The 19,427-nt window shown below is 62.9% G+C and carries 15 protein-coding genes; 6 read left to right on the top strand and 9 right to left on the bottom strand.

Going from position 1 to position 19,427, the window contains the following annotated elements; translation table 11 throughout:
* Nucleotides 1–76: 76 nt before the first annotated feature.
* The gene (locus JNA92_RS14300) at nt 77–1,039 is read left to right on the top strand and encodes a LysR family transcriptional regulator (RefSeq protein ID WP_241805301.1); all 963 of its coding nucleotides are present in this window, start codon (nt 77–79) and stop codon (nt 1,037–1,039) included.
* Here the strand turns inward: JNA92_RS14300 and JNA92_RS14305 are convergent.
* The 7 genes from JNA92_RS14305 to JNA92_RS14335 form a co-directional block, all read right to left on the bottom strand.
* Complete coding sequence (locus JNA92_RS14305; RefSeq protein WP_241805449.1) at nt 1,024–2,298, bottom strand: MFS transporter; 1,275 nt, start codon at nt 2,296–2,298, stop codon at nt 1,024–1,026. The two genes, JNA92_RS14300 and JNA92_RS14305, sit on opposite strands and share 16 nt — an antisense overlap.
* 105 nt (nt 2,299–2,403) lie before the next feature.
* A complete protein-coding gene (locus JNA92_RS14310) occupies nt 2,404–3,567 on the bottom strand; it encodes an acyl-CoA dehydrogenase family protein (protein ID WP_241805302.1) in 1,164 nt (387 codons plus the stop codon).
* A 15-nt stretch (nt 3,568–3,582) separates the two neighbouring features.
* Entirely contained in the window at nt 3,583–5,130 is a 1,548-nt protein-coding gene (locus tag JNA92_RS14315; protein ID WP_241805303.1) for an AMP-binding protein, read from the bottom strand.
* Between the two features lie 166 nt (nt 5,131–5,296).
* On the bottom strand, nt 5,297–6,553 hold the full coding sequence (locus tag JNA92_RS14320) for an OprD family porin (RefSeq protein WP_241805304.1): 1,257 nt from the start codon (nt 6,551–6,553) through the stop codon (nt 5,297–5,299).
* A gap of 65 nt (nt 6,554–6,618) precedes the next feature.
* A complete protein-coding gene (locus JNA92_RS14325; RefSeq protein ID WP_241805305.1) occupies nt 6,619–7,923 on the bottom strand; it encodes a CitMHS family transporter in 1,305 nt (434 codons plus the stop codon).
* Between the two features lie 125 nt (nt 7,924–8,048).
* Nucleotides 8,049–9,365, bottom strand: coding sequence for a dicarboxylate/amino acid:cation symporter (locus JNA92_RS14330; RefSeq protein WP_241805306.1), 1,317 nt, complete (start codon nt 9,363–9,365; stop codon nt 8,049–8,051).
* 77 nt (nt 9,366–9,442) lie between these two features.
* Nucleotides 9,443–10,522 carry a 4-oxalomesaconate tautomerase gene (locus JNA92_RS14335; RefSeq protein ID WP_241805307.1) on the bottom strand — a complete coding sequence of 360 codons (1,080 nt, stop codon included), beginning with the start codon at nt 10,520–10,522 and terminating at the stop codon, nt 9,443–9,445.
* Between the two features lie 147 nt (nt 10,523–10,669).
* On the opposite strand from JNA92_RS14335, the gene JNA92_RS14340 reads away from it, so the two are divergent.
* From JNA92_RS14340 to JNA92_RS14355, 4 genes are all read left to right on the top strand, one after another.
* Entirely contained in the window at nt 10,670–11,563 is an 894-nt protein-coding gene (locus JNA92_RS14340) for a LysR family transcriptional regulator (RefSeq protein WP_241805308.1), read from the top strand.
* Nucleotides 11,564–11,751: 188 nt separating this feature from the next.
* The gene (locus tag JNA92_RS14345; protein WP_241805309.1) at nt 11,752–12,237 is read left to right on the top strand and encodes a cell division protein; all 486 of its coding nucleotides are present in this window, start codon (nt 11,752–11,754) and stop codon (nt 12,235–12,237) included.
* On the top strand, nt 12,230–13,672 hold the full coding sequence (locus JNA92_RS14350; RefSeq protein WP_241805310.1) for a TIGR01777 family oxidoreductase: 1,443 nt from the start codon (nt 12,230–12,232) through the stop codon (nt 13,670–13,672). Before JNA92_RS14345 ends, JNA92_RS14350 begins: the two co-directional genes overlap by 8 nt.
* Nucleotides 13,673–13,681: 9 nt before the next feature.
* A complete protein-coding gene (locus JNA92_RS14355) occupies nt 13,682–16,150 on the top strand; it encodes an alpha/beta fold hydrolase (RefSeq protein WP_241805311.1) in 2,469 nt (822 codons plus the stop codon).
* 22 nt (nt 16,151–16,172) lie between these two features.
* Here JNA92_RS14355 and JNA92_RS14360 read toward each other — a convergent pair whose 3' ends face one another.
* Nucleotides 16,173–17,378 carry an MFS transporter gene (locus tag JNA92_RS14360; protein WP_241805312.1) on the bottom strand — a complete coding sequence of 402 codons (1,206 nt, stop codon included), beginning with the start codon at nt 17,376–17,378 and terminating at the stop codon, nt 16,173–16,175.
* 115 nt (nt 17,379–17,493) lie between these two features.
* Here JNA92_RS14360 and JNA92_RS14365 point away from each other — a divergent pair, with 115 nt between their 5' ends.
* On the top strand, nt 17,494–18,423 hold the full coding sequence (locus tag JNA92_RS14365) for a LysR family transcriptional regulator (RefSeq protein ID WP_241805313.1): 930 nt from the start codon (nt 17,494–17,496) through the stop codon (nt 18,421–18,423).
* Here the strand turns inward: JNA92_RS14365 and JNA92_RS14370 are convergent.
* The gene (locus JNA92_RS14370; RefSeq protein WP_241805314.1) at nt 18,420–19,367 is read right to left on the bottom strand and encodes a MerR family transcriptional regulator; all 948 of its coding nucleotides are present in this window, start codon (nt 19,365–19,367) and stop codon (nt 18,420–18,422) included. The two genes, JNA92_RS14365 and JNA92_RS14370, sit on opposite strands and share 4 nt — an antisense overlap.
* Nucleotides 19,368–19,427: the final 60 nt, after the last annotated feature.

The raw sequence follows: 19,427 nt of genomic DNA on the forward strand, positions 1-19,427 counted from the left end.
GCCACGCTTCGAACCCCACAAATAACGTGTTCGGATACGTGCCATATCAGTTCGGCATACCCTTGGAACCGCTGCGATGACCCTCAAACAGCTCCGCTACCTGATCGCAATCGTCGAAGCCGGCAGCTTTTCCTCGGCCGCGCGTCGTGCCTACATCGCCCAGCCGGCGCTGAGCAGGCAGATCGGCCTGCTGGAGAGTGAACTGGAAATGCAACTGCTCGACCGCCAGCACGACGGCATCGTCCTGACCGACGCCGGTCGGCAGCTTTACGAGGTGGCCCGCCAGGTGGTGCAGAAGCTCGATTCGGTGAAGGACGAGCTCAAATCGAGCCGCGGTGACCCCAAGGGCCACGTCGCCATTTCCATTCCCGCCACCGCCGCAGACATGCTGCTGCCAGAAATCATCAAGCGTGCCGAGCAGCGCTTTCCCGGCGTGACCCTGACCGTGTGGGACGGCCTGAGCCGCAACGGTGGCCAAGCCATCGAACTGGGCAAGGTCGACTTCGGCGTGGTGCCCAATGCCGAGGAGCTGGAGCATGTCGAGGCCGAGCCGATCTTCACCGAGGCGCTGTACTGGGTCGGCCCTTCAGCCGCTGGCGTCGCCGATACCATCACCCTGGCCGAAGCCGCCGCCACGCGGCTGGTGCTGCCACCAAGGGCACTGCACCTGCGCCGGCGCATCGAACAGGCGGCCATGGAAGCCGGCGTGCCATTGGCGGCCGCCTACGAGCAGCAGTCGGCCCCCGGCATCGCCAGCCTGGTCCGCGCAGGGCTGGCGGCGACCATCAGCAACTGGCCGCCGCTGTGCGAGCTGCTCGAACCGACCCAGGCGCGGCTCATCGTCGAGCCACGTATCAGCCGCACCATTGCCTTGGCGCACTCACGGCACAAGCCCCTGTCGTTTGCCGCCGGTTGCTTGCACGACCTGGTGCGCGGGCTGCTGATCGAGCTGGTACTCGGCGGCCGCTGGCGTGGTGAGCTGATCGGCGGCGATGACGCGCCGCTCGGGTCGGTGCCGGGGGTTCAGCTGGCTGTCTGAGAGCGCGCCGGCACGCCACGCGCCACCGCACGCGGTTCAGCCAAGCGCTTCAGGGTGCGCTGCGGGTTCAGGCTCACCAGGCCCACCAGCCCCGCCACGACCAGTACTGCGCCACACACCAGAAAGCCCTGGGCATACCCTGCGGGATGCGCGGCACCTGCGCCCTGCACCAGCAACCCGGTTACCACCGGCGCAGCCAGCCCGGCCAGCGAAGCGATACCGTTACCGATGGCAAGCACCCCGCCGCGCTGGGCCGTCGGGGTGAACTCGGCGAGCATGGCCGGCCCGACGGAGTACATCACCAGCGCCAGGCCACCGCTGAAGGTCAGTGCGCCAACCCGCACAGCGGTGCTCAGGCCTGGCAGCATCAGCGACGCGGACAGCAGCCCGGCAAGCACCAGGCACAGCGAGACGAACACGCCGCGCGCCACGCGCGAAGATACGCCACGGCGCATCAGGCGTTGGGACAACCAGGCCATGAACAGGCTCAACGGCGTGGTCACCACCACGAACATCACAAAGATCCGCCCGGTCTGCAACGGGTCTATGCCCAGGCCGACCTGCAGATAACTGGGCACCCAGGTCAGCGTCAGGGCCAGTGACCAGTTGGCGGCGAAGTGGCAAAGGTAGTTGCCCATCACGCTGGGGTCGCCCAGCAGCTTGCGGTACGGTATTGCCGGCTCATCGCTCTTGAGCTGGCTGGCACGCAGGCGCTCAAGGGTGCCCTCCTGCCCCAGCCGCCACCACAGCAGGCACCACACTACGCCGATCAATGAAAGGACGATGAAGTTGGTGCGCCAGCCATAGTGCAGGCTGACCCAGGGGATCATCGCGCCGGCCACCAGCAGCCCCATGGCGCTACCGGCATGCAGCAACGCCACAGGCAGGTTGCGACGGTCATTGGGAAACCACTTGTACAGCGCATGGGTGGCGACCGGCGATGCCGGGCCCTCACCGATGCCCAGCAACACGCGGCAGGCAACGATGGCCCACAGTGAAGTGGCGAACAGCATCGGCAACTGGATCACCGCCCAGAACAGGCCCATGCCCAATAGCAGCGTGCGGGTGGGGCGCCGGTTGGCCATGAAGCCGCCCACCACGGCGGACAAGGCGAAGAACCAATGCAAAGCGCCGCCAATCAGCCCGAACTCGGTTGCGGTCAGGCCCAGCTCGGCGCTCATCGGCACCGCAACCAGGCCAATCACCACCTTGTCGAGAAAATTGACCAGCATCAGCATGGCCAGCAGTACGGCCACCATCCAGGCGGTCCGTGGGTTGGGCAGGGAAGCATCCACAGTCATGGCGATTACTCTTGTTATTGTTGTGGAATGTAACAAAAGGCCGCCTTGGTGGCGGCCTGAGGGTCACGCGGGCATCAGCACGCCTTTGGCGATGGTGTTGCGCTGAATTTCACTGGTTCCGGTCAGGATGCGCATCATTCGGGTGGCACGGAAAATCCATTCCACCGGGTGGCCCTGCATCAACCCGGCACCGCCATGCACCTGCACGGCCTTGTCGGCAATGCGGAATGCAGCCTCCGAGACGAACAGCTTGCACATCGGCGCCTGGGTACGGATATCGCCGCCGGCATCGTTCACCTGCGCCGTGGCGTAGACCATGCTGCGTGCTGCATGCAGCTCGGTAGCCATGTCGGCGATCATGTGGTTGACCGCCTGGAACATGGCGATCGGCTGGCCGAACTGCTTGCGGCTACGGGCATGCTCGATCGACAGGTTCAGGGCCAGGCCGGCCATGCCCAGCAAGGTCGGGCAATGCAGCAGCCGGTTGAGGGTAATGCGCCCCATGGCCAGCTTGAAGCCCTGGCCCTGCTCGCCAATCAGGTTGGCCGCTGGCACGCGCACGTCATCCAGCACGATGTCGCCGTGGGCCCCGCCACCGGACATCACCGCATAGTCGCTTTCGACACGCACGCCCGGGGCCTTGAGGTCGACGAAGAACGCCGAAATACCCTGCGCGCCCTGCCCGGGCACGGTCACGGCCAGCAACACCGCCAGGTCCGCGTACGTGGCACCCGAGATGTAGCGCTTGCTGCCGCTCAGCACGTAGTGATCACCGTCGCGGCGCGCCTGGGTACGGATTGCAGTGGCGTCTGAACCCGCCTCGGCCTCGGTCAGGGCGAAGCACACGGCTTTCTCGGCACGGCACACTGGCTGCAGGAAATGCTCCACCTGATAGGGGCTGGCCACTTTGAGCAGGTGGCCCACCCGCGGCGGCCCGGACAGCTCGCCCAGTACGTGCGGGGCGAGCATCGAACCGGTCAGCACCGTGGCTTCTTTCACGGCGCACAGGTCAGCCACGCTCAAACCTGCACCGCCCATGGCTTCGGGCAGCATGAGGGTGTAAAGGCCCTGCTCGCTGGAGCGCTTCCATACTTCCCGCAAGACCGCCTGAGGATGTGGGCGCGCCCAATCCAGCTGCATCTGCTGCTCCAGCGGGCGAACCTGGTCGCGGACGAACCCTTCGATGGCTTCAATGATCTGCGCAGCTTTTGCACTTGGTTGATACATGGTCATGCTCCCTGTTCAGATACGACGATCGCTGTGTTGCCAGTAGGCTTCCCGGACCAGGCGGCGGACCACCTTGCCATTGGGGTTCTTCGGCAGTTCGGTGACGAAATCCACGCCTCGCGGCTTCTTGAAACCGGCCAGTGCACGGCCGCAGCGCTCGATGAGCTGGGCGGCGTCAAGCTGCGCGCCGGGCTTGAGCACCACCACAGCACGCACCGCTTCACCCCACTGCTCATCCGGCACACCGACCACTGCCGCCTCGAACACTTCTGGAAAGCCGTAGATCACCTGCTCCACTTCGCTGGGGTATACATTGAAGCCCCCGGAAATGATCATTTCCTTCTTGCGGTCGACGATGAACACGTAACCCTGCGCATCGACCGTGGCCAGGTCGCCGGTCAGGTAATAGCCGTCGCGCATGACTTCGGCGGTGAGCGCGGGCGCGCGCCAGTAGCCCTGCATGATGTCCGGGCCCTTGACCACGATTTCGCCGATCTCGCCCGGCACCACATCCTCGAATGCGTCGTTCACCACACGCAGGTCGGTCTCGAAATAGCAGCGCCCGCAAGAGGCCAGGCGTTGGTAGTTGCCGTCCTCGACCAGGTGGTCCTGCTCGGTCAGTACCGTGACCAGCGAGCAGGTTTCGCCGGCGCCATAACCTTGCACCAGAATCGGCCCGAACAGTTCGATGGCCTTCTTCACCAGGGTCGGCGCCATGGGCGCAGCGCCATACATGACCAGCCTGAGGCTGGACAGGTCGAAGCGCTCGACGTCGGGGTAATTGACCAGGCGGTTGATCATCGCCGGCACCAGGAACAACCGCGTCACCCGCTCACGTTCGATGGTCTCCAGCAACAGGCGATCGTCGTAGCGGTCGAGCAGCAGGTTGCAGGCGCCTACCGCCAGCAGCGGCATGATCTGCATGCCGCTGGCATGGGTGATCGGCCCCACATGGGCCATCACATCATCAGGGCCAGAGCGCCGCGTGGGGCTGGCGATGCTCTTGCGGACCAGCGCCTTGCGGTTGCCAAACGACAACATGGCCGCCTTGAGTACCCCGGAGCTACCGGAGGTGTAATGCAGCACTGCCAGGGCGTCGTCGGCAGGGTCAAGGCTGCACGGTGCCTCGCTGCCGCGCTCAAGCAGCGCGGCGTAACCCAGGTCACCGCCCTCGCCCTCCAGCGCGATCACCTGGCGCAACATCGGCAAAGCCTCGCGCCGTTCGGCCAGCGCCTGGGCGAAGGTGGCATCGGTGATCAGCGCAACGCTGCAGGAGTCTTCCAGTACCCGTACCACTTCATCCAGCGACAACCGCGCGTTGATCGGCACCTTGACCATCGCTGCCTTGTACAGCGCCACCTCTGCCTCTACCAGTTCCACGCGGTTGGCAGCGAGGATCGCCACATGTTCACCGCTGGCCACGCCCAGTGCGCCCAGCCCCGAGGCCAGGCGGTTGCTGCGCCGTTCCAGCTGGGCATAGGTCAGGCGCGTCTGGCTGTCCGCCACGGCAGTGTGGTCCGGCCAGTAGCGGGCACTGCGGGTAATGATCTTTCCAAGGTTCACGTTGTTGTTCTCGTCGACAGGAAGACATCGACGATGCTAAACACCCAGGCGTGGGCGGATGTAATACCAGTTTCCGATGCCGGCCATAACGAATTTGGCTGGGGTCATACAGCTGCCTGCAACCGTCGCCACAATGCACCCTGCACTGACGGGCTACAGGCCAGATTCACCAAATGGCGATGTCATAGGTCAGGTACAGGCGGTTGCTGTCCCGACCGCGGGAAAAGTCAGACCTGTAGACATAGTTGCGCAGCCGTATCCCAAGCCCTTTGAGCGCCCCGCCCTGCACCACATACGCAAGCTCGGCGTCACGCTCCCATTCACTCAGGCCCTGCGCCCCGGAGCGGCCGTTGTCCCCGCTCAGGTAGCGCGTCATGAAGGTCAGCCCGGGCACCCCTGCGGCGGCAAAGTTGTAGGCATAGCTTGCCATCCAGGTCTTTTCTTCTTCCTCGATGAACTTGCCGATGCCAACGTTGCTGAACGAATACACCGTTGCGCCACTGATGTACGGCAGCCCGGCTTCACCGTCCAGCACCTGGTACCCCGCGCCGAAGGTGTGCCCTGAATGGGCGTAGGACACTTGCGCACTGAACAGGTCGTTGTCGATGCTGCCGCCGTATGCGGCGCCGCTGTCACGGCTGGCGAAATACCGCAGGTCGGTGGTCAGTACCCCGCCGGCCAGCGCAAGGTCATGCACCAGGCCGGCGAAGTCCTGGCGGTAGAAGTGTTCGAGCTGACCGTGGAAGTAGCTCAAGCGCACGTGCTTGCTGAGCGCGTAGTCGGCGCCGGCGAAGTTGAAATCGCCCGACTCGGCGCCGCCATCACCGTCCAGGTACAAGCCGGTACTGTCGGACGAGTCGCGTTGTTTGAACCGGTCCAGATGCCCGGCGGTGAGTGTCAGCCGCTCGATGTCGGTGCTGGTCAGCTGTGTGCCCTGGTAGGTCTGCGGCAGTACTCGGGCATCGTTGTAGACCAATACCGGCGTCTTGGGCAGCAAGGTACCGTGCTTGACCACCGTACGGCCCAGGCGAGCCTTGGCCGTCACCCCGGCACTGGCGAATTCCTGGGCAGCGCGACCGTCGTCATGCACCGGCAACAGGCCCGTACCGCTGCGGCCACGGCCGGAGTCCAGCCTGACTCCCAACAGCCCCATGGCGTCGAGCCCCAGGCCCAGCGTGCCTTGGGTAAAGCCTGACTGATAGTCGAGCAGAAAACCCTGCGCCCACTCGGTTCGCTCGCTTTTGGCGGTGGCGGCGGCGCGGGCGCTCATGCCCTGTTCGTCGCGGAAATTTTCGTTGAAGTAAACGTTGCGCAGTTGCAGTTTGAGCGTGCCGTCATCGACGAATCCAGCAGCGCCGGCAACAGGCAGGCCGCCGCAGAGCAGGCCACAGGCGGCCGCCGCACGCAGAGCAGTTGGGGACATGGTCGGTACTCTGTTGTTGTTTTTGAATGAGTTGAAAGCGGGCGCCCGGCGGCGCCCTGGGCGGTTCAGACGAAGAAGGACAAGGCCCCGGTGGCCAGGGCCAGGGCGGTGATCACCAGGGAGGTGAGCACCGCCCATTTGACGGTGGCTTTCTGGAAATCGCCGATATCGCGGTCGACCATACCCACCAGCAGCAGGGTCGAGGCCACCAGCGGGCTCATCAGGTGCACAGGCTGGCCGAGCACCGATGCGCGGGCGATCTCTACCGGGTCGATGCCGTAGGCGGCCGCCGCGTTGGCCAGGATCGGGACCACGCCAAAGTAGTAGGCATCATTGGACAGCACGAACGTCAGCGGCATGCTGGTGATCGCCACCACCAGCGGGAACCAGTGGCCCCAGGACTGCGGAATCCAGTCCACCAGTGTCTGCGCCAGCGCATCGACCATTTTCGTGCCGGAGAAGATGCCGGCGAAAATCCCTGCGGCAAACACCAGCAGCACGACCGTCATGGCGTTGCCGGAGTGGGCCAGGATGCGCTCTTTCTGCACCTCCAGTTGCGGGTAGTTGATCATCAAGGCAGCAACGAAACCGATCATGAACAGGATCGCTGCGTGCATCACGCCCAGGACCAGCGCGACCATTACCGCTACCACCAGCAGCAGGTTCACGTAGGCAAGCCGCGGACGCTTGTGCGGCGTGTCTTCGAGAATCGCCTTGATGTAGCAATTGCCGCCACCAGACTCGAGCTTGATGTTGCCGATGCGTTTGCGTTCGGCACGGCCCAGCAGAAACGCAGTGAAGACCACCCAGGCAGCCCCACCGATCATGGTGGGCAACATCGGGATGAAGTACTCGGTCGCATCGAGCCCCAGCGCCGCGATGGCCCGCGTCGCCGGGCCGCCCCAAGGGCTCAGGCCGCTCATGATGCTCAGTGAAAGCATCGCCACCGTTGCCAGGATCATCGGGTTCATGCCGATGCGCTTGTACAGCGGCAACATGGCTGCGCAGGTGATCATGTAGGTGGTGGTGCCATCACCATCGAGCGCCACCAGCAGCGAAAGCAGTGCAGTGCCGATGGCGATCTTGATCGGGTCGCCATTGACGCGTTTGAGAATCTTGCGGATCAGCGGGTCGAACAGCCCTGCGTCGATCATCAGGCCAAAGAACAGAATGGCGAACAGCAACAAGGCAGCCGACGGGGCAACCATCTTCAGGCCGTCGAGCATCATCTTGCCGGTGGTCGGCGCAAAACCGCCGATCACGGCGAAAACGATGGGGACTACGGTGAGCGCAACGATCGGCGACAGGCGTTTGCTCATGATGAGGTAGGTGAATGTCACCACCATGATCAAGCCAAGCAATGCAAGCATGTTTGGGTTCTCTTGTTTTTATTCTAAGGCGTGGCCATCTGGCGCGCAGACGGCCCCCTGCCCCACTCGGCATCACAGTGATGCTGAGCGGAGTCCAAGTCAACGAAGGGGGTTAAGGGTGACGATCAGCCGTGACGACGGGGCTCTGCAGGCCAGCTGGACACCCTTGGCGTACCCTGCTCGGCGAGCGGCTCAGGCTCACCGTTCAGGGTGCGCATCAAGGTCTCCCGCTCACAGGCATTTTCCGAAAGCGAGACCACCACGGTGGCCACGGCATTGCTGGCCAGGCTGGTCAGGGCACGCGCCTCGGACATGAAACGATCGACGCCAATCAGCAGCGCCAAGCCAGCCAAGGGGATGTCGTGGATGACGGTCAGGGTCGAGGCCAGGGCCACGAAGCCACTCCCGGTGACACCGGCAGCGCCCTTGGAAGACAGCAGCATGATGGCGAGCATGGTGATGGTCTGGCCCAAGGTCAGATCGATGTTGCACGCCTGGGCGATGAAGATGGCCGCCAGCGACAGGTAGATCGCCGTGCCGTCCAGGTTGAAGGAGTACCCGGTGGGCAGCACCAGCCCCACCACACCTTTTTTGCAGCCCAGTGCTTCCAGTTTCTCCAACATGCGCGGCAACACCGGCTCGGTGGAAGAAGTACCCAGCACCACCAGAAACTCCTCACGGAAATAACGCAGCAGTTTCCACAGGCTGAAACCGTGCGCCCGGCAGATGCCACCCAACACGACGATGACGAAGAAGGCACAGGCGATGTACAAGGTGCCGACCAGTTTCGCCAGGGCGCCAAGGGAGCTGATTCCGTACTGGCCTACGGTAAAGGCCAGTGCACCGAACGCACCGATCGGCGCGAAGCGCATCAGGTAGCCGAAAATGCGAAACACCATGGTCGACGCGGATTCGAGCACATCCAGCACCGGCTTGCCCTTTTCACCCATCGACGACAGGGCAAAACCGCTGAGTACCGCGATGAACAGCACTGGCAGCACTTCGCCTTTGTTGAATGCGCCGATGAAGGTATCGGGAATGATGTGCATGAAAAAGTCGACCACACTCAGTTTCGCCGCAGACGCAGCATACTGGCTCAGCCCCTCGGTGCTGAGGGTGGCGGGGTCAATGTTCATGCCCTCGCCAGGCCGAAAGAGGTAGACCGCCGCAAGGCCGATGATCAGGCTGACCACGGTCAAGCCCAGGAACAGCAGCAACGTCTTGCTCATCAAGCGCCCCAGCGAACGCTTGTCGGTCATGCCGGCGATCCCGGTGACGATGGTGCAGAACACCACAGGCGCGATCATCATCTTGATCAGCTTGATGAAGGCATCGCCCAGCGGTTTGAGCGCAACCGCCTGTTGCGCCCAGAAATGCCCGACCACCACGCCCAGCAGGACGGCGCAGAGAATCTGGAAGTACAGTGATTTTGCGATCTTCATGAGGCATCACCCATTGTTGAAATTGTGCGGATGCGCTTGTGTTGCCTGGGTCACCACGGTTTGACGCTTGGCAGGTTTCAACCCGCCATGCGCTGAAAACCAGGGGCGTATACAAATCCGGAGAACAGCCGGCGGGCGGTGCGAACCACCGAGGCCTGAATGGTCTGGCCATCCGGGCCACCGCGCGAAAGCGCGACATCGATACCGCCGCTGGGATGTTCCAGGCGTACTTCGGTGAGTGCTTGGGCAGCATCACCGAGCATGTCCATCACGACGGTGCCTGGGCTGACGCAGGCAGTTGCCAGCCCGATGGATCCTGTGATGGCCAGCGCCCGGTGGCAATTGTGCGGCATGAAATACCTTACCTGCAGGGTACCGTCATAGCGCGGCGCAGAGATCAACACGGGCTTGGGGATCACCATGTTGCTGACGTCGCCCAGGCCCATGGCCTTGCCCGCTTTCAGGCGCAGGGCTTCCAGGCGCTGCAGCAGGTGCGTGTTCGCATCCAGTTGCGCGGGGGTTTCCGAACCTGTCACGCCCATTTGCGCGGCATCGACGATCATCATCGGCATGGCCATGTCGATGCAGGTGACAGGGATACCGTCGATCACATCCTTGGCCTGCCCGGTAGGGAACAGCTTGCCCGTCTTGCTACCCACGGCATCGAGGAATGTCAGGTGCACCGGGGCGGCAGTCCCCGGTACGCCGTCGATCGCCGTACGCCCTTCGTAGCGCACGATGCCGCCGGGGGTCTCCACCAGCGAATTGACGAACGTGTGGGTATTGAGGTTGCGGATACGCACCAGGGTCTTACCGTCATTGCCCTTGACCAGCCCTTGCTCGATGGCGAAAGGGCCCACGGCACACAGCATGTTGCCGCAGTTGGGGGCGGTATCGACGCGGCGCTGGGCAACCATCACTTGCACGAACAGGTAGTCGACGTCGGCGTCGGCATGCAGCGAAGGGCTGATGATGGCCACCTTGCTGGTCTGCGGGCTGCCACCGCCAATGCCGTCGATCTCCAGCTCGTGACCGGAGCCCATCAGGTTGATCAGCAGCTCGTCGCGCTCGACCACATTGGCTGGCAGATCCCACGCATGAAAGAACGGGCCTTTGGAGGTACCGCCGCGCATGAGCACACAAGGAATTCGTTGCATGACTACTGACTCTTGTTGATCAATTGGGGAAATTGATGTTCTGGACACAAGAGTGACAAAGTTTGATAAATCGATCCAATGCAAATATCGTAGCCATTGTTGCGTTTGACAAAACAATAAAGCGGTGAATTCCCTTAGGAAAACGTCATGGAATATGAGCTGCAAGACATTAGATCTTTCGTGAAAATCGCCGAACTTGGCAGCTTCCACGAGGCGGCTGAGGTGCTGCACCTGTCACAACCGGCGTTGAGCCGGCGGATAAAAAAGCTCGAAGAGGGCCTGGGAACGCCCTTGCTCGAACGGACCACCCGCCGCGTGAGCCTGACCACGGTCGGTCGCGACTTTCTGCCCAAGGCCAGGCGTCTGCTGGACGATTTCGAAGATTCGATCCTGAGCATTCGTGAACTTGCCGAGCGCCAGACCGGCCAAGTGACCCTGGCCTGCATCCCGACCGCTGCGTTTTACTTCCTGCCCTCGGTGATTCGGGACTACAACGAGCAGTACCCGAAAATCCGTATTCGGCTGCTGGACCTCAGTGCCAACGAGGGGCTGGAGGCGGTGCTGCGCGGTGAAGCCGATTTCGGTATCAACATGATGAGCGGCCAGCATCCGGATATCGAGTTCGTGTCGCTGGTGCAGGAGCGTTTCGTGCTGGCGTGCCGGCGCGATCACGAGCTGGCCGATCGCGCGTCGGTCACCTGGACAGAGCTTGCCGATTACAGGCTCATCGGCGTCGGGCGCCTGAGCGGCAATCGCATGTTGCTGGACCATGCGCTGTCCGGCCTCAGCTGGCGGCCGAAGTGGTTCTATGAGGTGCAGCACCTTTCCACCTCGTTGGGCATGGTCGAAGCGGGGCTGGGGGTGTCGGCCATGCCAAGCCTGGCCATGCCGGCTGCCGACCATCCGACGTTGGTGAGTGTTCCGCTGATGGAACCCGAGGTGACGCGTACGCTCGGGCTGGTGTATCGGCGTGGGGCCTCGCTTTCACCTGCGGCAGAAAAGTTCGTTTCCATTCTGCTGGAGAAATGGCCGAATCGCTGAGTAAGCTGCCCGTGAACGTCTCTGCGGCCGTGTGGGTCTGCAGATGGCGTCGTAATGATTGGAGTCACCCCAGGTTGCGAAAACAAGGGATGATAAGGAGTGCAAGATCGGCGCCACGCTGAACGTGCTCGGTTGATCTGCAACTTCCGGTAAACTGCGCTGCGCCAAGGAAATTCACAGGACATGGAATGCCCCTCTCTCCCGCTTCATCCCTGGCCAGACGCCGCCTGTATAGGGTGCGCTGGCTACAGACTGCCGCCCTGGCACATTTGCTGGTTGGCCTGGGCCTGACCTGGGCAGGGCACACCCCCCTGCTGAACGATTACCAACTGAATATCGAACAGGCTTTCTGGGGCCAGGCGGCACCTACGCCCGCGCGCAGCCAACAAGTCTGGTGGCTGGCCCTGTTCGGCGCCACCCTGCAAAGCTACTCGCTTTACATGCTCGGCCTTATCCACTTGGGTGATCGCCTTCGCAGCCACCTGGCATGGGCCTGGTTGATCGCCGGCATCGCGCTGTGGGCACCACAGGATGCGTTGGTTTCACTGCAGGCGGGTATCTGGTCGCACCTGCTGGTCGACGGGGTCGCCGTGCTTGTGCTGATTCCTCCATTGCTCTGGCTGTACCGCCATGACCGCTCAGTTTCCATAGTAAAAGGACTTGAACGTGGCTGAATTACCTCTTCTGCACTGGGCCATCACCCTGCTGCTGTTTCAAGGTTTTCTCGGGGCGCTCGATACGCTCTACCACCATGAGCTGACCGTCGCCCTGCCCCAGCGCCACAGCGCGCGTCTGGAGCTGACGATTCACGCTGTGCGCTCGTGTTTTTACGGTGTGCTGTTCTTGGGCATCGCACATGTTGCCTTCCAGGGACTGTGGGCGATCGTGGTGGCGGTTCTGTTTGCGCTGGAAATCGGCTTGACCCTGTGGGATTTCGTGGTCGAGGATCGTAGCCGCAAGTTGCCGGCGGTAGAGCGCATCATGCATACGGTACTGGCTATCAACGCGGGTGCGTTTTTCGCCCTGTATGGCACACAGTTGCTGGAGTGGTCGCGCCTCCCCAGCGGCCTGGCGGCGATCGACCTTGGTTGGCAAGGCTGGTTACTCACCCTGTTCGCCGTTGGGGTCACGGCATCGGGTATTCGGGATGGCCTGGCGGCGCTTCGCATGCAGCGCAAGGGGCTGCCGCCCAACCCGTTTGCAGGGACTGCTTACAAGCAGGTGCTGGTCACCGGTGGCACTGGCTTCATCGGCGAAGCGCTGGTCAGCCAACTGCTGGACGCCGGCCACACCGTCACCGTGCTGGCCCGAGACCCGCTGCGTGCTGCCTACCTGTTCGACGGCCGGGCCCGCTGCGTGCGCGAGCTGGGCAAGCTCGGCTACGGTGAACGCTACGATGTGGTCATCAACCTGGCCGGCGCACCGGTCGCAGGGCCGCGCTGGTCGGCACGGCGCCAGGCGCAACTGCTCGCAAGCCGGGTCGCCACCACCGAGGCGCTGCTGGACTGGCTGAAACATGCCGTGCACAAGCCGACCGTCTGGATTCAGGCATCGGCCATTGGTTATTACGGTGTGCGCGATGGCAGCGAACTGCTGGATGAAACCGCCAGCAAAGGTAGAGGGTTCATGGCCGAATTATGTGCCCGCTGGGAGGCCGCAGCTCGGCCCGCCGCCGCGATGAGCGTGCGCCAGGTTGTGCTACGCCTGGGCGTCGTGTTCGGCCCAGGTGGCGCTCTGCCGGCGCTACTGATGCCGTTGCGTCTGGGCTTTGGCGGACGCATGGGGGATGGTCGACAGGTCATGAGCTGGGTGCACCGCGACGATGTACTGCAGGTCATGGCTCGGGCCATGGACGACCCTTCACTGAGCGGCACCTACAACCTGGTCGCGCCCGAGCCCGTCAGCCAGGCCCAGTTCGTCGAGGCTGCCGGGGCACTGCTAAAGCGCCCGGTATGGCTGAACATTCCCGCAGCGCCGGTCCGCCTGTTCGCCGGTGAAATGGCTGAGTTGTTCTTCGATGGCCAGCGTGTTCAGCCAACCCGGCTGCAACAAGCCGGCCACTGCTTCAAGTACCCAACCCTGGCCAGCGCGCTGCGTGACCTGGCCTGAGGAGCAGCGATGAACAAGCCTTTGATGTACCTGCTGGCTGGTAATGGCAGTGCCGCTGACTGGTGGGAAGATACGCTTCCACATTTTCGCCATTACCGAGTGCAAGCACTCGAGCTTCCTGGCTTTGGCGACAACCCCCAGCCGCCGTGCACGGATCTGTCAGGCTATGCCCAGGCGCTGCTAGAGATGACCGAGCCTGGTCACGGGATCATGGCGGTGGGTGTGAATGCACTTGTCGTGCTGCATGCCCTACAACAGCGGCCAGGACACTTTTCCCGCAGCGTGCTGCTGGCGCCGGTGGGCGCTTTCCTGTGGCAGCGTCGCCTACCGGCACTCATGTCGCCACTGCCGCTGCGTAAGGCCATCCACTGGCTGCTCAGCCACAAGCCACACTGGTTCGCCGACAAGTTTTCCCGCCAGCGCTGGAGCGCTGCACACTATCGCCGCATGGGTGCCGGATATGCCCGCTGCCGAGCCTTCATACCCTACTGGGATCAACTGCGCGCCGATACCGCGCTGACGCTGCTGGAGTGGATCAGCGATCCCATCGAACTGGTCTGGGGGGACCAAGACCAGTTGCTCGGCACCGCCCAGGCAGCGGCCTGGTCTGCGATTCTGGCCCGCGCCGACTTGCGCATCAGCGTGCAACCAGGTTGGGGGCATTACCCTTGGATCGATACACCTGGCCAATTCGCGGCCTGGCTCGAATCAGGAACACAGGGTTTTGTCGCTCACACCAAGGGCGGCCGCTTGCGCCTGGCGGAACTCGCGGGGCAACCGGTGCCGCAGGCACTGACAATCACGCATGAGGCCGACCCGCGCCTTGCGCAGTTGCTCGCCAGTTCACCTTCCATGACCTGGGCTGTACGCTCTTCCAGCTATGACGAAGATCAGGCCGACGCTGCCAATGCTGGCCTTAGCACCACCTACTTGCGCGTGCCGCCCAGTGAAGTCGCGGCCCGAGTACAGAAGTTGCGTATGGCGGGTGTCGAAGAGGTTGTGGTGCAGCATTTCGTCAGCCCCAAAGTGTCGGGTATCGCATTCGTCCGCAACCTTGCGGTGGAGGTGGAGTGGGTCGAGGGGCATTTGGAATCGCTCGCCGATGGCCAAGCCACGCCCGAGCGGGCAATACTTTCGCGCCTCGGGCCGGCCTGGGAAAGCGGTCAATTCCAGAATAAGCACGGGCTCGCAGCCAATGCACTTTGGGATTTCCTGCAAGGCGTGCTCAAGGTATTTCACTATGTGCCTGGAGATATCGAGTGGGCCTGGGACGGCAAGCAGCTCTGGCTGCTGCAGTATCGCCCGATCAGTGAGCATGGATGGCGCAGGCACCTGACAGCGGCGAACATTTCCGAAATACTGCCGCCACAGCCCAGCTACTTCGTCGAATATGCCCAACGCCGCGCGGCTGCCAGTATCCCGGCGATAATGGCACGGTGGGACAGCCGCACGCTGGAAGACAATGAACCGTTTACCGCTGTTTTCAACGGTGCTTCCTATATCAACAATGACCTGTTTCTGGCTCGCTTGGCCGACTGGGGCGTATCGGCCAAAAATTATGCTGGCGAGGTTGGCGGGGCCACGCCAGCCTTGCCGTGGCGACCCGTACGCCTGTTGCGGTCGTTGCCGATGTTCTGGCGCATGCAGCGCGCCGCACGCGGACATCTGCAAACCTTGGACGCAGGTCTGCGACGCTTCGATGACGAACTGTCGCAACTGACAGCAGAGGGCGCCGATGGCCAGCAACTGGCGAACTGGTTCAGTCGCTTTTATGTGTTTGTCGTACAAGGCAACCTGTGCATCGCCACCGCGTTGGCCTGTAGCGGCGGCGCGCTGCTTGGTCGCCCCCCCACCGCCTACGACGACCTGCGCAACAGCCCGCATCGCCTGCCTTGGGAAACCGACCCGGGTACTGCACGCCCATGTCATGCCGAACTGCCCCTGCAGCCGCTGCCACACTGGCCCACGCCCATCACCATTGCCCACCGCCTGGGGCTTCCGGGTTTACGGGGCTACTACCTGCAAGTGCGCGAGTGGTATCGCGATAACCTGATGCGTATCTTCTCGCGCGTACACCATGCAATGCCTCAAGCCGATCGAGCGCACTGGTTCGCCCCCCATCCAGAGGTGCGCGACCGCTCGGGCAGCTTCTGGCAAGACGGCCGTGAAGGTCTTGAGCAAGCGATGGGGTTCATGATTTATCCCGGCCGCGTGCAGGGCATTCTCGGCCAGGACATTCTGCTTGAGGACAGCCTCGACCCTGGGCGCCATGCCCACTACGAGAAGGCTGGCGCGGTGATCGCGAGGATGGGGGGGCGGTTGTCCCACGGTTCCACGCTTTTGCGAGAGTTGCGCAAGCCATCGGCAATACTGCCTCAGCTTGACAATGAATGGCTGGGCCGTGAGGTCATTTATTGCGACGGAGAGCTACGGCTCGTGGACGTTGCCAGTAACGTCGGTGGGCGGCCCAGCCAATGAATGTCACTCGCTAGCGCTGCAGTTACCGACTGATGGGGGTGGCCCGATCGCTTGCCACCCACAGCAGCAGTGAGAAGCCCACCGCCAGCACTGCAATCAGCGCGCCCACCCAGCCCAGCGCAGCCAGCCCCAGTTGCTCGATGGTGAAGCCGCCAATCACAGCGCCCAACCCGATGCCCGCGTTCGCCGCCGAGACATTCAATGTGCCGGCCAGGGCCTGCGCTTTGGCGCCTGCGATCATCACGCGTACCTGGCAAACAGGGAACAACGCGGTATACGCAATACCCCACGCGGCCAAGGCCACCACCAGTAACCACCGCGTATCGACCGCAGGCGGTGCGCCTGCCATGCCGGCGCCCAGCACCGTCAGCAGCACGATGGTCGCGCCAAGCGGGCTGCGGTCGACCAGCCGCCCGCCGATGGCGTTGCCGATCATGCCCACCGCACCGAAGCCCATCAGCCACCAGCCGACCTGCGCGCTGGGCACGTGGGCAAGGCGCTCGAGCATGTCGGCCAGGTAGGTGTAGGCGCTGAACATCGCAGTGAACACCACCACAGAGAGCGCGACATGGAAGATGAATTTCGGGTCCCGCAGGATGATCGTCTGGCGTTCGCCGCCCGCCCTTTTGGGCGCCTCCGGCAGCTGTGGCAGGCACACCCACATCAGCAGCGCGATGATCAGGCAAAGGCCCGAGATCAGCCAGAAGGTGCCCCGCCAGCCGAGCGCATCGGCTGCCAGGGTGCCCAGCGGAATGCCGAACACGAACGCCGCCGTGATGCCCAGATAGACCCGCGCTACGGCCTTGCCTTCGTTGCCTTTACCCGCCAGCTGGCCTGCCGATTCACTGGCGGTGCCCCAGAACACCGGAAGCGTGGCAGCAGCCAGGATGCGCGACAAGGCCATGGTCCAGAAATCCGTAGCGACCGCCGACAGCGCATTGGATGCGGCGAAGATGATCAGCACCCCGAGAAACACCTTTTTGCGGTCCCAGTGGGATATGGCAGCGGTGAGAAACGGCCCGACCAGCATCACGGTAAAGGCGAAAACGGTGACCAACTGACCCGCTTTCGGCACAGAAATACCCAGATCACGGGCGAGCCCGGGCAAGATGCCGAGAATGATGAATTCGGTGGTCAGCACAGCGAACGCCGCCATCGTAAGGATCAGAATGCTGGTGCCTGCACGGGCATCTGCTGCCCCCGACAGGGACGCAGGGTTGGCATGCATGAGCGACTACTCCAGAAAAGGAAATTGGAGCAGGAGGGTATCCTGGAATAAAATTATCGTCTTTGGTATTTAAGAAAGGCCATTTGAGAAATTTATTCAACAATTGGAGGCGTCTTTGCTCAATGAACAACGCTTGAAGGGCATTGCGGTCTTCATTTGCGTGGCAGAGGCCGGAAGCTTCACTGCTGCGGCCGAACGCATAAGCCTGACCACCTCCGCCGTCAGCAAAAGCGTGACCCGGCTGGAGCAACGCCTGAACATGAAGCTCTTCGCACGCACCACACGGCGCTTGGCGCTGACCGATGCGGGAGCCAATTACTACCAGACCTGCAAGCAGATCCTGGCCAGCCTGGAAGAGGCCGAAATGCAGATGCACAGTGCCCAGGTCGAGCCCTGTGGCCGGGTGCGCATCGACCTGCCTGCTTCTTACGGCAAACTGCGGGTACTGCCCTTGCTCATCGAGCTGATTGCCGAGCATGAGCTGCTGATGCCACATATCACGCTCACAGACCGCTTCCTCGACCCCATCGAGCATGACATTGACATCCTGGTCCGCATTGGCGGGCCGCACATCTGGCCCCAAGGTGTAGAGCGGCGGCTGATTGGCGTGCAGCAGCACATCTTTTGCGCCGCACCGGGTTATCTGCAACGCCGGGGCGTGCCTGAAACGGAACGGGACCTCCATGAGCACGGTTGCGTGCTTTATGGCAGGACCGACGGCGGTGTGTATCCGCTGCACTTCCCAGGTGCCCATGCCAGCGACAGCGAGCAGCGCGTGGTCTCGGGCCGTATTGCCATCGGCAACGCAGAAGGCCAGCTTGCCATGGTGCTGGCCGGGCTGGGGGTGGCCCAGTTGCCCTCCTGGCTGGTGCAGGAGCATCTTGACGCGGGCTCGCTGGTCCAGATCCTGCCGCAGCTGAGCACCACCGGCCTGCCTATCAACGTCGCATGGCTGAAAAGCCGGCAGTCGCTTCCCAAAGTAGCCGCATTGGTCGATGCCATGTGCACCAGGCTGAGCGAGCAAGCAACAGCCAACGCCGGCTAGCGGGATTGCTCAGCGCTTTGCTTCCCTGGTGCAGGCTGGGTGGTCGAAAGCTCCAACGCCCCCCTGAGCAAGGCATTGAGCATCGCGCCGGCATCACCACCCTGCCCCTCCAGCAGGCGCAGTGGAATACCCTTGAGCGCAGTCGCCGATTCGGCCAGGCCATCGCCGAGCAGCGCCAATGGGCAGGCAATATCCATCTGCAAGGCGCGCAGACGATCTGCCAGGCCACGGCTCACAGGGGGCTGCACCAGCAGCACCAGCGCGGCAGGCGCAATGGCTGCACACAACAGGGGCAACTCCTCCAGTGGTTGGTCGCTGCTGAGCACCTCGATCCGCTGCTGCTCACCGCTCATCAGCAAGCCGTGGCACAGCAGTTCAAACTCAGCGCTGCCACCGGTGCCGGCCAACAGCACGCGAGGGGCGGCGGCCTGGTTCAACTGCAGACGTAGCAGCAAACGGGCGCGCAGAAAGGCATCGAGAAACAGCCACTGGCTACGCTGGCCGTATGTGCTGCCTGACTGTAATGTGCGCCACACAGGCATCAGTATGTCGAGCAGCACCGTGGATTTGGGAAACAGTGTGAACAGCTGGCCATGAATGGCTTCTAGCGCCTGGCCATCGAACGCCAGGGTTGCGCGGAGCACGGCAGCGCGCCACGTGGCATAGCCATCGGCAGCCGGTTCAACCGTTTGCTCATAGGCGTCTCGCCGCCTGGCCAGCATTTCGCTGACTTTGCTGATCGGTAGCCCGCTGGCGGTCCAGCGCAGTATGTCGCGGATGTGCTGCACATCCTGTGCGGTGTACAGCCGGTGACCACCCTCGGTACGCTGCGGCTGGATCAGGCCATGACGGCGCTCCCAGGCACGCAAGGTCACCGGGTTGACCCCGGTCAGGCTGACAACGTCACGCATTGGCAACAGGTCGGTGAAGGTCGCTTCGTTCATTGCGGCGGATCATCAGGGCGGTTACACATACTAAACCTATAGCTGCATGCAGGCTAAGCT

Origin of the sequence: Pseudomonas putida, from assembly GCF_022627325.1 — a bacterium.
GTDB classification, from domain to species: domain Bacteria; phylum Pseudomonadota; class Gammaproteobacteria; order Pseudomonadales; family Pseudomonadaceae; genus Aquipseudomonas; species Aquipseudomonas putida_X.